The sequence below is a fragment of the Verrucomicrobiia bacterium genome (genome assembly GCA_023953615.1).
Lineage (GTDB): Bacteria > Verrucomicrobiota > Verrucomicrobiia > Limisphaerales > JADLHS01 > JADLHS01.
On sequence record JAMLJH010000001.1, the window covers coordinates 1,893,791 to 1,908,183 of the forward strand.

The 14,393-nt window shown below is 59.0% G+C and carries 15 protein-coding genes; 11 read left to right on the plus strand and 4 right to left on the minus strand.

Annotated elements, in window-relative coordinates:
- Positions 1 to 5: 5 nt before the first annotated feature.
- The 11 genes from gspG (at position 6) to M9920_08030 (ending at position 10,180) form a co-directional block, all read left to right on the plus strand.
- Positions 6 to 449, plus strand: a complete 444-nt coding sequence (gene gspG / locus M9920_07980; protein MCO5052226.1) for a type II secretion system major pseudopilin GspG — start codon at positions 6 to 8, stop codon at positions 447 to 449.
- Between the two features lie 13 nt (positions 450 to 462).
- Positions 463 to 1,065: a prepilin-type N-terminal cleavage/methylation domain-containing protein gene (locus M9920_07985; GenBank protein MCO5052227.1), complete on the plus strand. Its 603-nt coding sequence runs from the start codon at positions 463 to 465 to the stop codon at positions 1,063 to 1,065.
- Positions 1,016 to 1,426, plus strand: coding sequence for a type II secretion system GspH family protein (locus M9920_07990; GenBank protein ID MCO5052228.1), 411 nt, complete (start codon positions 1,016 to 1,018; stop codon positions 1,424 to 1,426). Before M9920_07985 ends, M9920_07990 begins: the two co-directional genes overlap by 50 nt.
- A complete protein-coding gene (locus M9920_07995; protein ID MCO5052229.1) occupies positions 1,426 to 2,145 on the plus strand; it encodes a prepilin-type N-terminal cleavage/methylation domain-containing protein in 720 nt (239 codons plus the stop codon). Before M9920_07990 ends, M9920_07995 begins: the two co-directional genes overlap by 1 nt.
- Positions 2,142 to 3,473 carry a type II secretion system protein GspK gene (locus tag M9920_08000; GenBank protein MCO5052230.1) on the plus strand — a complete coding sequence of 444 codons (1,332 nt, stop codon included), beginning with the start codon at positions 2,142 to 2,144 and terminating at the stop codon, positions 3,471 to 3,473. Before M9920_07995 ends, M9920_08000 begins: the two co-directional genes overlap by 4 nt.
- Positions 3,470 to 4,918, plus strand: coding sequence for a hypothetical protein (locus M9920_08005; protein ID MCO5052231.1), 1,449 nt, complete (start codon positions 3,470 to 3,472; stop codon positions 4,916 to 4,918). Before M9920_08000 ends, M9920_08005 begins: the two co-directional genes overlap by 4 nt.
- Positions 4,908 to 5,456: a hypothetical protein gene (locus M9920_08010; protein ID MCO5052232.1), complete on the plus strand. Its 549-nt coding sequence runs from the start codon at positions 4,908 to 4,910 to the stop codon at positions 5,454 to 5,456. Before M9920_08005 ends, M9920_08010 begins: the two co-directional genes overlap by 11 nt.
- Positions 5,457 to 5,518: 62 nt before the next feature.
- The gene (locus M9920_08015) at positions 5,519 to 6,193 is read left to right on the plus strand and encodes a hypothetical protein (protein MCO5052233.1); all 675 of its coding nucleotides are present in this window, start codon (positions 5,519 to 5,521) and stop codon (positions 6,191 to 6,193) included.
- Positions 6,190 to 7,449 carry a hypothetical protein gene (locus M9920_08020; protein MCO5052234.1) on the plus strand — a complete coding sequence of 420 codons (1,260 nt, stop codon included), beginning with the start codon at positions 6,190 to 6,192 and terminating at the stop codon, positions 7,447 to 7,449. Before M9920_08015 ends, M9920_08020 begins: the two co-directional genes overlap by 4 nt.
- A 25-nt stretch (positions 7,450 to 7,474) precedes the next feature.
- Positions 7,475 to 8,656: a hypothetical protein gene (locus tag M9920_08025; GenBank protein MCO5052235.1), complete on the plus strand. Its 1,182-nt coding sequence runs from the start codon at positions 7,475 to 7,477 to the stop codon at positions 8,654 to 8,656.
- A gap of 30 nt (positions 8,657 to 8,686) precedes the next feature.
- Complete coding sequence (locus tag M9920_08030) at positions 8,687 to 10,180, plus strand: ATP-binding protein (GenBank protein MCO5052236.1); 1,494 nt, start codon at positions 8,687 to 8,689, stop codon at positions 10,178 to 10,180.
- On the opposite strand, the gene hflX is transcribed toward M9920_08030, so the two are convergent.
- The 4 genes from hflX to M9920_08050 form a co-directional block, all read right to left on the minus strand.
- Positions 10,177 to 11,460, minus strand: a complete 1,284-nt coding sequence (gene hflX, locus M9920_08035; GenBank protein ID MCO5052237.1) for a GTPase HflX — start codon at positions 11,458 to 11,460, stop codon at positions 10,177 to 10,179. The two genes, M9920_08030 and hflX, sit on opposite strands and share 4 nt — an antisense overlap.
- Positions 11,461 to 11,466: 6 nt before the next feature.
- The gene (locus tag M9920_08040; GenBank protein MCO5052238.1) at positions 11,467 to 11,787 is read right to left on the minus strand and encodes a DUF5615 family PIN-like protein; all 321 of its coding nucleotides are present in this window, start codon (positions 11,785 to 11,787) and stop codon (positions 11,467 to 11,469) included.
- Positions 11,784 to 12,044, minus strand: a complete 261-nt coding sequence (locus M9920_08045) for a DUF433 domain-containing protein (GenBank protein MCO5052239.1) — start codon at positions 12,042 to 12,044, stop codon at positions 11,784 to 11,786. Before M9920_08045 ends, M9920_08040 begins: the two co-directional genes overlap by 4 nt.
- 405 nt (positions 12,045 to 12,449) lie before the next feature.
- On the minus strand, positions 12,450 to 14,021 hold the full coding sequence (locus M9920_08050) for a hypothetical protein (protein ID MCO5052240.1): 1,572 nt from the start codon (positions 14,019 to 14,021) through the stop codon (positions 12,450 to 12,452).
- Between the last annotated feature and the right edge of the window lie 372 nt (positions 14,022 to 14,393).

Below are 14,393 nucleotides of genomic sequence, written 5' to 3' on the forward strand. Positions count from 1 at the left end.
ACATTATGAAACTGAACTTGATTAAATTCCCTCCGCGCGCCTCGGCCGGTGGTTTCACCCTGGTTGAAATGTTGCTCGTGCTGGTCATTCTGGGCACGCTCGCCGCCATCGTTTATCCCAAGTTGGCCGGGCGCAGTGAACAAGCGCGCGTCACCGCCACGCAAACCCAGATCTCCTCCTTCTCGACCGCGCTCGATGCGTTCGAGGTGGACAACGGTTACTATCCGCGCGGCAAAAGCGGTTTGCAGGACTTGGTGCAGCAACCCCGCGACGCGCAGAACTGGCGCGGCCCGTATTTGAAAGAAGTTCCGAAGGACCCGTGGGGCAACGAATACGTCTATGAATGTCCCGGGCGGGTTAATGCCACGTCCTACGATCTGACTTCCGCCGGACCGGATGGCAAGGTCGGCAGCGACGACGATATTTCGAACACCGGCGGCAAGAAATAAAGAAGGCCACAGCGTGCGTTGCGCTCATCAGTCACCGACCACTTCGCGATGGCACCGACAGGCGTTCACGCTCGTCGAGTTGATCGCGGTGATGGCGCTGCTGGTGACGGTGATCGCGATTGCCTCGCCCTCGCTGGCGGGATTTTTCCGCGGGCGCGCCCTGGACGCGGAAGCGCGCCGGCTATTGGCTTTGACCCGTCAAGGGCAGAGTCGGGCGATTGCCGAGGGGCTGCCCACGATTTTATGGCTGGACCTGAATCAACGCACCTACGGTTTGGAAACGGATTCCAGTTTTGTGGATAACGATCCGCAAGCGGTGGAATACACGTTGGATGGCAGCCTGACACTGGACCTGGGCGTGGCGGACGCCGCGCTCCAGACCTTCATCACCGGCAACACGTTGTTTGATAATGACGCCGAGGCCGGGAACAGCCGACACGCCGCACTGCCGAACCTCCGGTTTGAACCGGATGGCAGCATTGGGGGCGGCAGCCGGGAGAACCTGCGGCTCACCGATCGCGACGGCAACTCGCTCTGGGTGGGACTGGCCGCCAATCGTTTGAATTATGAAATTCGCAACCAAGCGGCAGCGCGCCCGACGATCCGGCGGCGTTAACGCCTTTACGCTTGCCGAGGTGCTGGCGGCGCTCGTGTTTATGGCGATCGTCATTCCGGTCGCATTGCAGGGGCTGCGCATTGCCGGTCGCGCCGGCGAAGTCGCCGAGCGCAAGCGGGAAGCCGCGCGGGTGGCGGAACGCATTTTGAACGAGAACATCATTTTGACGAATTGGAATCGCGCCGCCCTGAACGGCACGGTGCAGGAGGCGGATCGAAACTATAACTGGACGCTGCGAACCGAAACGTGGACCGAGACGACGACCCAGTCCGCCATGCAGTTGCTGACGGTGTCCGTCGAGTACCCGGTTCAAGGCGATAAATACACCGTGGAATTAAGCACTTTAGCCGCGCCCAACTGATGCAAATCAACGCCACAATCCGAACGCAGAACCGCGCCTTCACGCTGCTTGAAGTGCTGCTGGCGGTCGGCATTTTTGCGATTGTGCTGTTCGCCATCAATACGGTGTTCTTCAGTGCCCTGCGATTGGAGCGCGCCACGAGTCGGAATCTGGATGAACGGCTGCCCTTGAATCAGGCGCTCGATATTCTGCGGCGCGACCTGCAAGGCGCCGTGCCGCCGCTGACCAATTCCACTCTGTTGCCGCGGCATTTCATTGTCACCGGCAGTGGCGGTCGCTTCGATAATCGTGCCGCCAGCAGTTTGGAATTTTACACGACCACCGGCGTGATCTCCGATGATGAACCGTGGGGCGACCTCCAGCGTGTGCGCTACGAACTGTTGCCCTCGACGGACCCGAACAATGCCTACGGAATGGAATTGGTGCGCTCCGTCTGGCGCAACGTCCTGGCGATCAATACCGAGGACGAGGATGAGCAACTGCTGGCCGAGAACATCGCGAGTCTGGATTTTCTTTGTTACGACGGCAGCACCTGGCGCAGCGGTTGGGATACGGAGTCGGGCGGCGACGAGGGCCTGCCGCAGGCGGTGCAGGTGCAACTGCAATTGGCCGGCAGTTCCCCCAACCAAACGCAGCCGACGTTTCAGGAGCCGATTGAATTATTGGTCCCGATCACCACGCAACTGTTGGAATACTCGATTACGGAGGGCGCGGAATGAGACTGTCCCCACCAGCGTCATCTCGCCAGCGGACGGCCGCTTCGGTGCTGATCATCGTGTTGTGGGTCGCGCTCGGTCTGGTGGCCTTGGCGCTGTATTTCGGCAACTCGATGCGCCTGGAATTGCGCGCCTCGGAAAATCGCGTCGCCATGCTCACCGCTGATCAAGCCATTGAAGGGGCCGCCCGGTACGTCGCGCAAATTCTCACCGAACAAGCCACCAATGGCCTCGTGCCCTTTCCCGAGGATTACGCCAGTGAAGCCGTGCCGCTGGGCGACGCGCAGTTCTGGTTGATTGGGCGCAACAATGGCCAATACGCCCCGAACGAAGTCGTGTTTGGATTGGTGGACGAGGGGTCCAAACTTAACGTCAACAACACCAATGTCACCCAGGAGATGTTGGAATTGCTCCCCGGCATGACTTCCGATCTCGCGTCGGCAATCGTGCATTGGCGCAGTCCTGCTTCCGAGGACAGCACGGACAGCGGCGAGGAGCAAATCTACGCGCGTTATCAACCGCCTTATTACGCGAAAGGCGCGCCGTTTGATTCCGTGGATGAATTGCGGCTGTTGAACGGCGCGACGCTGGACGTTCTGCTCGGGGAGGATTTGAACCGCAACGGCGTATTGGACCCGAACGAAACGGACAATAATCGCAACGGCCTCGCGGACCCCGGCGTGTTGGAATACCTCACCGTTTGGAGTCGTGAATCCAATCTCGACAGCGCGGGGACCAATCGCGTGAACATCAACTCCAGTCGCGATGACCTCGCCAGTTTGCTCACGGACCTTCTGGGCAGCGGCGTGGCGGATCGCGTCCAGCAGGCGGCGTTGAGCAACCCCAACCGGCAATTCAGCAGCATCCTGGAATTTTACCTGGATTCCACCCTGACCGAGGAAGAGTTCATGCAGATCGAAACGGAGATCACCATCGAGGACGGAACAATACTGCCGGGCAAGGTGAACGTGAACACCGCCAGCGCCGCGGTGTTGGCCTGCGTTCCCGGTGTGGGCGATGATCAGGCCGCGGCACTGGTCAGCTATCGCCAGTCCAATATCCCTGGAATCAATTCCGTGGCGTGGGTGACCAAGGTGTTGACGCGCGATCAGGTGTTGGATGCCGGACCGTACCTCACTGGCCAGAGTTATCAGTTTTCCGCCGATATCGCGGCGCTCGGAAAATTCGGACGGGGCTACCGTCGCACCAAGTTTATTTTTGATGTCACGGAAGGCGCGCCCAAAGTGGTTTATCGCCAAAGCCTGAGTCACCTCGGCTGGGCGCTGGGCCGGGAGACGCGTGATTATTGGTTGGCCAAGGCAATGCCATGATTGAGTTGAACAAAATAAAATCCAAGCGGCGCAAAGCCGTCACTTCCGTCCTGGGGTTGACCCTCGAGGGCGGGCGCCTGGAAGGGGTTTGGTTGAAGCGAACGAACGGCACGGTGCGCGTGGCGGGTTCGTTGGCGGTAACGCTGACGTTGGATCCGCTCACCGCCGCCGCGGAATTGGTGGGACGCGAAATTCGCAACCACCTGGATACGGCGGAGATTCGCGAGCGCCAGTGCGTGGTCGGCTTGCCGCTTAAATGGGCGCTGCTGACGCAAACCCAACTGCCCGCGCTGTCCGAGGCGGACCAAGCCAGCTTCCTGCAAACCGAAGCGGAGCGGAACTTTCCTTGCGACGTGGCAACGCTGGTCACCGCGTCCTCGCGCTGTCGGGTGACGGCGGACGTGGAAACGGTCACGTTGGTGGGCATGCCGCGCGACCACGTCACCGCCCTGGCGGCGGCGTTGCGCGCGGCGGGGTTGAAGCCGCTGGGCTTTGCGTTGGGCATCACGGCCCTGCAACCGCCCACGACCGAACCGGCGCTGGCCGTTCTGCTCAGTGCCCACCAAGCCGATCTGCAGATCACTTGCGGCGGCGGCGTTTTGAAGTTGCGCAATCTGGAAGGCGCGGTGGATGGTTCCGGCGGGCGCGGCCGTTTGCAGGCGGATGTCATCGCGCGCGAAGTGCGCATCACCTTGGGGCAGTTGCCCGAGTTGGTGCGCCATAGCTTGCGCCACATTCGGGTGTTTGGACCGGCGGAGTTGACCGCCCCCCTGACGGCGGAATTGACCGCGCGGTTTTCCGAATTGGGATTGGAAGTGACGCCGGTAACGCGCTATGAGCCGGCGGAAATCCCTGTCGGCCTGGCGGCGGAAACGCCGGTGTCTGCCGCGCTCAGTCTGGTCGCCGGATGTTTGGCGGGCACGCCTTCGCACTGGGAATTTTTGCCGCCCCAGGTTTCCGCCGCGCAGCAAATTTTGTCGCGATACGGTTCCGGCAAATGGCGCAAAGTGGGTCTGGCGGTTGCCGGGGTGATCGCTATCGTTGGCCTGGCTTTCCTCGTACAACAAGCGTTGCTCTGGCATTATCAATCCCGCTGGGATGCCATTAAAACCCAGGTCACCGCGTTGGAAACGACGCAGGAAAAAATCAAACAGTTCCGCCCTTGGTACGACGAATCCGTGCGGAGTCTCAACATTTTGAAACAGTTGACCCAGGCGTTTCCGGAAGACGGCGACGTGACGGCCAAGACCGTGGAGATCCGCGAAGCCAACCAGGTCACCTGCACCGGGACGGCCAAGGATAATACGGCTTTGTTGCATGCACTGGATCGCTTGCGTCAGGTTCATTCCATTTCCGATCTGAAGGTTAATCGGATTCAAGGGAAAGCCCCGTTGCAGTTCACTTTTGATTTTCGCTGGATGGAAGGAGTCGCCAATGCCAATTAAACCAATTAAAAACCGACAACAATTGCTGCTGGTTCTGGCCGGAGTTGCCGTCGGCTTGCTACTGGCGGATTCGCTGGTTTTTACGCCGATAACGAAAGCCTGGCGCGCCCGGGCGGAGCGGATCACGATGCTGCGGAACAAACTGGCCGCGGGCGAAAAATTGCTGGAACGCGCGGAGGTCTTGAATTCCCGCTGGGCGCAAATGAAGGAGCAGGCGTTGCCGGTCAATAATTCCACCGCCGAACAGCAGGTGCTGAACGCTTTCGATAAATGGTCGCAGGACGCCCGGATCAGCGTGAACTCGATCACGCCTCAATGGCGGCGCGATCGCGACGACCTGGTGACGTTGCAGTGTCGCATGGACGCCGCCGGCAGTCTCGGCACGTTGGCCAAATTTCTCTACAACGTGGAGCGCGATCCCATGGCGCTGCGGATTGAGTCCGTGGAAATCGCCGCGCGCGACAAGGACGGTCAGAATCTGTCGCTCGGGCTGCAAGTCAACGGTTTGGCTTTGAACAATCTGGAGGAAAAGCGATGAGGCGCGGTTCGTTCAAGTGGTTCGGACGGAGTTTGCGGGTGGTGCGGCCACGAATTCCGGTTATGTTGTTGGTGATGAGTTCCACCGTGATTTTTTCAAGTCGGGCGGAAACGACCAACGCGCCGTCAGGTCCGGATTATGACGCTTTCCGCATGATCAGCGACCGGAACATTTTTAACCCGAATCGGCGCGCGGGCACGACGGCCCGGACCACGCCGCGGCCCACTCCGGCGGCGACCACGCAATTGGAAGCCATTTCGCTCGTGGGGATCATGGCCTACGAAAAAGGGACGTTCGCCTTCTTTGACGGCACGCAATCCGATTATCAGCAAGTGCTGTCCGCCGGCGCCGATATTGGCGAATATCACATCGCCCAAATCACGCCGGATCAGGTGCGCCTGACGCAGGGCACCAACACTTACGATTTGAAAGTGGGCATGGAAATGCGGCGCGAGGATGAGGGGAATTGGTTTCTGACAGAAACCAGTGAACCGCCGAAACGACGGGTGGCCACCGGGCGCGCGTGGAATCGCAGCGTCACGGCTCGCGCCGGTAACCCCGATGGCGAGCCGGCGTTGGAGGAAGACGGACCGGAGGTGATTGTGATTTCAGGAGAGGAAAACGGACTCAACGGCGAAGCGCCGCCCGAGGGGACGCCGCAAATGGAATCCGAAGCGCCGCCAACGGATCCGGTACTATTACGATTATTGCAACGACGACAGGAACTGAACCGATGAAAACTATACCATCCATAATCTTGATCACCCTGCTAGCCGCAACGAGTCACAGTGTGGCTCAGGATTCGCCGCCGCCCGCGCCTGCCGTGGTCGAAACCCCCACGTCGCCGCCGGGTGAATCCGTCCCCGCGCCGACCGAATCCGTGGAGACAATCAACACCAATGCGCCCGTGCTGCTGCCTAATGGCGAACCTGGGTTGCGCATGAACTTCCGCAATGCCGCGCTGGATCAAGTATTGAATTACCTCAGCGAAGCCGCGGGTTTTGTCATTGTTCTCGATACCAAAGTCACCGGCAAAATTGACGCCTGGAGCAACCAGCCATTGAGTCGGGATGAAGCGGTGGATTTGCTGAACTCCGTTCTGAACCGCAACGGTTACGCCGCGATCCGCAACGGGCGGATTCTGACCATCGTCAGTAAGGAAGACGCCAAGACACGTGACATCCCCGTCATTCTGGAAGGCGATCCAAATCGCATCCCCAAAACGGACGAAATCGTCACGCAGATTTTACCGGTGCGCTACATCGAGGCGACCCAGTTGCTGAAGGACTTGGAACCGCTGGTCAGTACCAGCACCACCATGACCGCCAATGAAGCGGGCAACTCGATCATTATGACGGACACGCGCGCCAACATCAATCGTGTGGCTCAGATCATCCAGGCCGTGGACACCAGCGCGGAAGACGTCACCGAAGTGCGCGTCTTTCATTTGGATTACGCGGACCCGACCGAAATGGCGACCTTGTTGGGCAACCTGTTTCCGGATGACACGCGCTCGGGAGGAAACAGTCAGAATCAATTTCAGTTCGGGCGCGGCGGCGGCGGTCCTTTTTCGCGGATGTTCGGCGGTGGCAATAACAACAACAACAGCGCCGGTAGCGGCGCCCAGGCCCAGCGAGTCAAGAAGCGCGCGCGCGTCATCGCCGTGGCGGATCAGCGCACGTCATCACTCATTGTCAGCGCGGCTAGTGGTTTGATGGAACAGGTCGAGGAAATGGTCAAACAGCTCGACGCCAATCCCGCCAAGAAACAGAAGGTTTATGTGTATCAGGTCAATCCCGGTGACGTTTCCCAAACGCAACAAATTTTGGAGGACATGTTCCAGGATAATACCACCGTTAATCGCAACCGGCGCAATAACCAGGCGCTTCAGAACAACGTGTTGCAGAATCGGGCCACTCAAAATTCACAAACCACCGGCGGCAACACCAGTCGGAGCGGCAACCGCAGCGGCAATACTGGCAGCGGTTTCTGATTGGATCATCCCGCATTAAAAATTTATGAAACATTCCATTCTGCTTCTTGCTCTGGGTTCGAGTCTGGCTTTGAGCCTTCCAACCCTGGCCCAGTTCCCCGGTGGTGGCTTCGGCAACTTTAACCGGCAAAACACGAGTTCCAGCAACACCCGTCAATACAACAACAGCACCCAGGTGGGGAGCGCGACGATTTCCAGTGATCCGGAATCAGGGCGCATCATCGTCATCACCGACGAGGAAACCAGCGAGCACATTGCGCAGGTGATCACCAACCTTGACATCCCCAAACCGCAGGTGCTCATCAAAGTGGTATTTTTGGAAGTCACCTACAACAACGCCCTCGACATCGGCATCGAAGGCGGCTTCAAGGATCAAACTGTCGGCGGCGGCTCCAGCCAGGGCAACGTCTCCGGCGCGAATGCCTTCGGTGCGTCCGCCTTGACCAGCCTGGCCACGAACGTCAACTCCCTGGGTTTGCCCATTTCCGCGTTTGGCAATACGCCACCGGGTGCGGGATTTTATCAGGTCGTGGGCAATGATTATCAGGCCACGCTGCGAGCCATTGCCTCGGCGGGCAAAACCGAGGTCTTGTCGCGCCCCTCGATTCTGGCGCGGAACAATCAACCCGCCACCATCACCGTCGGCCAATCCGTGCCGCTCATCACCAACGTGCGGTATGACAACTTCGGCAACGCCATCAATTCCGTGCAGTACACCGACGTCGGCATCATTTTGCGGGTCACGCCCTTCGTGGCCAATGACGGACAGGTCGAGATGATCGTCTCGCCGGAAATTTCCTCGCTGACGGATCAGACGGTGACGATTGCCAATGGCGTCAGCGTGCCGGTCATCGCCAAGCGCTCGGCGGACACCGTGGTGGTTACGCCCGACGGTCAGCCGATCATCATCGGCGGATTGATGCAAAACAACAAAACCGGCACGGACTACAAGGTGCCGTTGTTGGGAGACATTCCCCTGTTGGGCAACCTGTTCAAACGGCGGACCAAAAACAACAGCAAGACCGAGTTGCTCATCTTTATGACGCCGCACATTGTGCAATCGCCCACCCAGTTGGTGGCCCTGTCCGAAAGGGAACGCGCGGCGTCCGTACTGCCGAAAAAAGCCTTCACGGAGGAGGACATTGAACAGTTCCTGAACGAGCTGCCCAAGTCGTCCGAAGGCGCCGCCACCAAGAAAAAGAAATGACGGGGCGGCTCGGTTCCTGAACCTTTGTGCATGGAAACGCGACGTAGCAGTTTATGGGGAGTTGGCGTGCTGCTGGGCGCGTGGATTGTGATCCTCGGGTGGCAAGCGCTCGAACATTCGCGCGTCAAGATTCAAGCCCGAACCGAACTGCGCAATCGCGCCAAGGATATTTCCACCACCGTCGGCATCGTGTTGCGCTCGCAACGCCGCTTCGGCGTGATCTCCCGGGAGCGGATCGAACCCGCGCTCGCCGGACTCATCCGACCGCAGGAGTTGAGCACCGTTGCCCTGTTGAATGCCGCGGGCGAAATTGTGGCCGCCGCGCCCACCAATGCCGAATTTCACGCGCGCGTTGATTTGCATCAGCCCGAGCAATGGGGGCGCGATTCGGTCACGATCATCAACTTGGTGGACTTGGGCAGCAATCTGCCGCCGGAACTGGACAGCCCCAATCCCACCATCGTGCTTTCGCGGGAAAACTTTAACCGTCCCGGCGAGACCAATCGTCCGCCTCCCGAATCCCACTTTCGCCCTGGCCCGCCTGAGCATATTCCGCCCGCGCCCGACGCCACCGAACCCGAGCCGCAATTGCGCGGTCGCGAAGGTGGCCGCTTTCGTTTCGGTCGTCCGCCGTGGATGAGCGAACCCGAGTTCAAAGCGATCAGCGCCAAACAGGGGGTGCATAGTTTTCTGCTGATTCTATCCACGCGCAGCGTGCGGGAGGCGCTGCAACGCGATCTCTGGTTGCGTTGCATCATCGCCGGGTTGGCGACCCTGTCCGTGGGGGCGATCGCTTTTGCCTGGCGCAAAACCGTCAAGACCGCCGATCTGCAAATCCGCCTGGTGCGCGCGAGTGAAATGAATTCGCACCTCAAAGAAATGAATCTCGCCGCCGCCGGATTGGCGCACGAAACGCGCAACCCGCTCAACATCATTCGCGGCTTGGCCCAAATGATCTCCAAACGCACCGACACGCCCGACGAAGTTAAAACGCGATCGTTGGAAATTGTGAACGAGGCTGATCGTGTGGCGGGGCAGTTGAACGAGTTCATCAATTACTCGCGTCCACGCGAAGTACGGCGCACGCCGGTCAGCCTGAATCGCGTTGCCGATGAAGTCGGGCGCGCGCTTTCCTTTGACATTGCGGAAAAGCAGATCCAACTGCGCGTTACGGGCGATCCGCTGACCGTGGCGGCGGATGAACAACTTTTGCGGCAGGCACTGTTCAACCTGGCCATCAACGCCGTGCAAGCGGTTCCTAACGGCGGCGCAATTGAAATCCGGGCGTATAAGACTTCCGCCACGGAAGCCACGTTGGAAGTGCGCGATAACGGTCCGGGCGTTCCCGCCGAGGAACGTGTGGAAATTTTCAAACCCTACTTCACCACCACGCAACAAGGCACCGGCTTGGGACTGGCCGTGGCGCAACAAATCGTTCTCGCCCACGGTTGGGAAATCGAATGTGTGGCCAATGAACCCAAGGGGGCCTGCTTCCGCATCAAGCACCTGAAGCTGGCGCGTTAACCCGGCTGGATGAACGCCGCGAATTCCGCGTGGTACTGCGGTGGAATGCGCGCTTTGAACTTGGTGACCTTGGCAAGATACTTGCGCTCCAACACCTGACCCACCTGGTGCAAACGCGCCACGCGTTCCGCCTGCTCATGCGGAATTTTCAGCTCCACCAGTTCGCGCTCCGGTCGAATCTGGCTGCCGATGGCGTCGAGCAGTTCGCTCACGCCCGCACCGGTGCGCGCCGAAATCGCCACGGAATTGGGATGGCGCTCCCGCAAGCGCGGCAGCGTCGCGCCGCCGTTGGTCTGGTCTATTTTATTGAAAACCATCAGGGTCGGTTTGGCCCCCGCGCCCAACTCCTCCAGCACCCGGTTGACCGCTGTGACTTGTTCCTCGGCGAGCGGATGACTGACGTCCACCACATGCAACAGCAAATCCGCCTGTACCACTTCCTCCAGCGTGGCCTTGAAGGATTCCACCAAACCGTGCGGCAGCTTGCGGATGAACCCCACCGTGTCGGTGAGCAAAATGTTTTGGTTGGTCGGCAGCCGCAGCCGGCGCGTGGTGGGGTCCAACGTGGCAAATAAAATATCCTTGGCCATCACGTCCGCTCCGGTGAGCCGGTTGAGGAGGGTGGATTTGCCGGCGTTGGTGTAACCGACGATGGAGGCGAGCGGCCACTGGTTGCGCCGGCGGCCGGTGCGTTGCGTTTCGCGTTGTTGCCGCACCGCCGCCAGGTCGCGCGTGATGCGATCAATACGCTCGTTCACTTTCCGGCGGTCCACTTCCAACTGCGATTCGCCTTCGCCGCCGCGCATGCCGATGCCGCCTTTTTGTCGCGACAAGTGCCCCCAATAACGGGTCAGGCGCGGCAGCAAATGCTGGAGTTGGGCCAGTTCAATTTGCAGTTTGCCTTCGCGCGTTCGGGCGCGTTGCGAAAAAATATCCAGAATGAGCGCCGTGCGATCGAGAATCTTGACCTCGAAAATCTTTTCTAAATTGCGCGTCTGCGCGGGCGTGAGTTCGTCGTCGAAGATGACGGTGTCCACGTCGTGTTCCTTGCAATACTTCGCAAACTCGTCGGCCTTGCCCTTGCCGATGTAGGTGGCCGGATGCGTTCCAATCACTTTTTGGGTGCCTTCGCCCACGACTTCGGCGCCGGCGGTCTGCGCGAGTTCAGCCAGTTCATCCAGGGATTCACGCAGAACCTGCATGCCGCCGGATTTCAATTCGACGCCGACGAGGAAGACCCGTTCGGTCCGGGTGGTGCGGGTTTCAATTAGAGCTTTCAAGTGGATCTAGGCAAAGTTGATATTCCGTCGCAAACCGCTCTCACCGGCAGTTTGCAACAGGTGCAAAAAACGACCGCATTCGGCGATGCGTGTCGTCCGACGAACTAAAACAATGATGCCGGCGTGTGCCATGTCTTGCGCCAACGCCAAAAAATCATCGCGATTGCACGTAACCAGTATGGCGCCGCGGGCGGCTGCCGCAGTAAGCATTGCGCGATCCGAAGCGTTGATAGGCAGATGGTCGCGAAGTCGCAACACTTCGTGTCCAGCCTGTTGAATGACCCGCGCGATCGGGTCGGGGACATCCTGGTCCAAAAGAGAAGTCATTTGCCGGCATCCGCCATTTGGCGGGCAACCAAATAATCAATCTCCGCCAGATGATCCTCATAATAGGCCAGGCATTCATAGACCTGCGCCCGAGTGACTTCGGGAAGTTGACGCGTGACGGACTCGACCGTTTCCCCATTTTGCAAAAGTCCCATTACATCATGAACGCCGATGCGCGTATTTTGAATACGCGCTTTGCCGCCACAGACGTCGGGCGTCTTGACGATGTAACGATAGGTTTCGGCGGTCGCAGCCATGTCTGGACTTTACAACAGGATACCGGAATCGCCAATGGCGATGTTGCCGGATTTCAATTCGACGCCCACGAGGAAGACCCGTTCCGCCCACGTGCGTCATCGCACGTGGGCTACTGGCGCGGCGGCGCGCCAAGGTCCCGACCGCGGGGCGCGTGTGCTCCCCGGGAAACAACATCCCGCCCGCAGCCGCTCGTTTTTTTCCCAGCGCCAGCGGCGCGACATGTTTGTAGTTGTGCGTGGGGAAATAGTTCCAAACTCCAGAGGAGCGGCATGACGCGCGAACGATGTGTCGCTCCTACGGAGCTTGGTTTTATTTTCTGCGTGTAACTATAAACATGCCGCGCCTCCGGCGCTGAAATTTGCGGTGGTCATAGACCGCCGCTACACCTCGTACCTTTGGCCCGCCTAATTTTTGCCCGCTGCCTGCCGGTATTCCGCCACTTCCTCCGGCGTTGCGGGCGCGGGCCAGACGTAATCCTTTCGCCGCCATAAATCGCGGCCCTTGGAACCTTCCGGCATGGACCTATCGCCGCCGTCATCCTTGCCGTCTTCTCCCACGGAATAGAGCGTAAAACTTCCGTCCGTGTTGAGCCGGTACTTGATGGGCTGGCCGTCCATGTAATCCACCGGCACGACGGACAGAAATTCCGGCACGAGCGCGTCCAGTTTGGCGGGGTAATTGCCGTGGCGGAGGGAGTAGCGTTTCAACGCGATGGCGGCGATGCAAAGAGAGCGGTCGGCTTCGGCTCGCGTGGATTTTTTAGCCGCATGAGCCAATATTGCCACGCTTTCGTACGAAGGAAAGCGCAGCCGGTCGTAGAAATTTTTGTCGCCCAGCTTCACAACCAGCGCGTCCAAATCAGATTCGATGGCTTGAAACGAAGCGTTGGTCGCGGCAGTCCGAACCAGTTCGATGAGCCTTTGCAAATTCTTCATGGTTCTCAGTTCCGTTTGATGCGCCCAGGCAAAACGCCAGACCCGGCAATAAGCTTGCTTCCGCAAGCCTTCCAACAGTTCTTCGCCATAAGGTATTTTTTGGAACCATTTCATCCACCTTGGCTCCGGCACATCTTCATCGCTAAAAAAGGCCGCGTATTGACCAAATATCCATTCATACGTCTCGTCGTTGGAATCACGGATTTGTTGAGCGGTTTGAGCTATAAAAATACGTTCACCTTCAAGCTGGACAGCCATTGAAGCCATGAAATGTTGTTTCTCCCAAGCGCTCTGAATGGTGGCCAAATCCGCGTCTGTCCAACCGTCCGCCTGTAACGCCTCCCAAGTGTCGGTTTTGGCAATCGCGCCAATGGCAATACGCACCAGTTCACTGATGACAAGCCCGTCCTCCGCCAATAAACGCGGCAGGTTGATTTGGGACACGAGATACTTTGTCGCCTCGGCAGTGCGGCCTTCATGCAAAGCCAACGCGTTTGCGCTACCAAACCAATAAGTCAGCGATTTGGCGGGCGCGAGATATGGAAATCGTAAGTTGTTTCCTTCCGCGAGATTCAGCCGATTGTTCAGCACCGGCTTCATCAGTGCGGTCTGGATTTCCGCCAGCGGTGCGGCGTTCTCCTGCAAATCGGCGGCGAGGTCGGCCCAGTGATTAGTGAAAAGGCCCTTGAGCGATTGGCCGTCGCGATACGGGTCTTTCTCCACCCATTCCGGCTCGCGGAATCCGACGATGGCCCGGCCCGAGTCCAACACTTTCATGCGCGGCGGATAACCATTCGGCAAAACAACACCTTTGATAAGATTTGTGGTCGCGGCAAAGACGGCGGGCGCGCCGTTGTCGGCTTCATCAAATTTCGCCATGAAATCCTGCGGCGATAATTTTTCGCCTTTGGCGATGAGTTCTTTTTTGTAGTTCGCCAGCGCGATTTGTCCGCGAAACCGCTCGAACAACAGGAACGCCATCAATAGCAAAACGAGCGCGAGTAGCACCTTGGCACAGAGTTTGAGTCGTCGCTTGAGCATGGCGCATGATTGGTTTCCCGGCGCGGCGCGGCAATTACAAATTCCGTCTGGATTTGTGGGGGAGCGGAGCGTCGGGATTCCGGAGTATCTTGCGTCCGTGGCGGCAGGCATCCGTGCCTGCCGTAGAGCCGGGCTTCCAGCCCGGCGGAAAGAACCGCCCGCATAACCAAGCGCGGGGAAAAACTCCCAGCCTCTCGCGCCAGCCACTGTTTTATCTGGGCGGCAGAGATGCCGACCGCTACGGCAGGCACGGATACCTGCCGCTACCATTCGGGGGCGGTGTTAAGGTGCGCCCTTCGAGGTTTCCATCCAAATTACACTCTGGCGTTGCGAGTCTGGCTGCGGCACTTTGGCGGCCATTACGGCGACTTT

Coding starts and splice junctions, on each gene's coding strand:
- gspG (MCO5052226.1), top strand. CDS start 6: ATGAAACTGAACTTGATTAAATTCCCTCCGCGCGCCTCGGCCGGTGGT.
- M9920_08000 (MCO5052230.1), top strand. CDS start 2,142: ATGAGACTGTCCCCACCAGCGTCATCTCGCCAGCGGACGGCCGCTTCG.
- M9920_08005 (MCO5052231.1), top strand. CDS start 3,470: ATGATTGAGTTGAACAAAATAAAATCCAAGCGGCGCAAAGCCGTCACT.
- M9920_07990 (MCO5052228.1), top strand. CDS start 1,016: ATGAAATTCGCAACCAAGCGGCAGCGCGCCCGACGATCCGGCGGCGTT.
- M9920_08010 (MCO5052232.1), top strand. CDS start 4,908: ATGCCAATTAAACCAATTAAAAACCGACAACAATTGCTGCTGGTTCTG.
- M9920_08020 (MCO5052234.1), top strand. CDS start 6,190: ATGAAAACTATACCATCCATAATCTTGATCACCCTGCTAGCCGCAACG.
- M9920_08015 (MCO5052233.1), top strand. CDS start 5,519: ATGTTGTTGGTGATGAGTTCCACCGTGATTTTTTCAAGTCGGGCGGAA.
- M9920_08025 (MCO5052235.1), top strand. CDS start 7,475: ATGAAACATTCCATTCTGCTTCTTGCTCTGGGTTCGAGTCTGGCTTTG.
- M9920_08030 (MCO5052236.1), top strand. CDS start 8,687: ATGGAAACGCGACGTAGCAGTTTATGGGGAGTTGGCGTGCTGCTGGGC.
- M9920_07995 (MCO5052229.1), top strand. CDS start 1,426: ATGCAAATCAACGCCACAATCCGAACGCAGAACCGCGCCTTCACGCTG.
- M9920_08045 (MCO5052239.1), bottom strand. CDS start 12,044: ATGGCTGCGACCGCCGAAACCTATCGTTACATCGTCAAGACGCCCGAC.
- M9920_08040 (MCO5052238.1), bottom strand. CDS start 11,787: ATGACTTCTCTTTTGGACCAGGATGTCCCCGACCCGATCGCGCGGGTC.
- M9920_08050 (MCO5052240.1), bottom strand. CDS start 14,021: ATGCTCAAGCGACGACTCAAACTCTGTGCCAAGGTGCTACTCGCGCTC.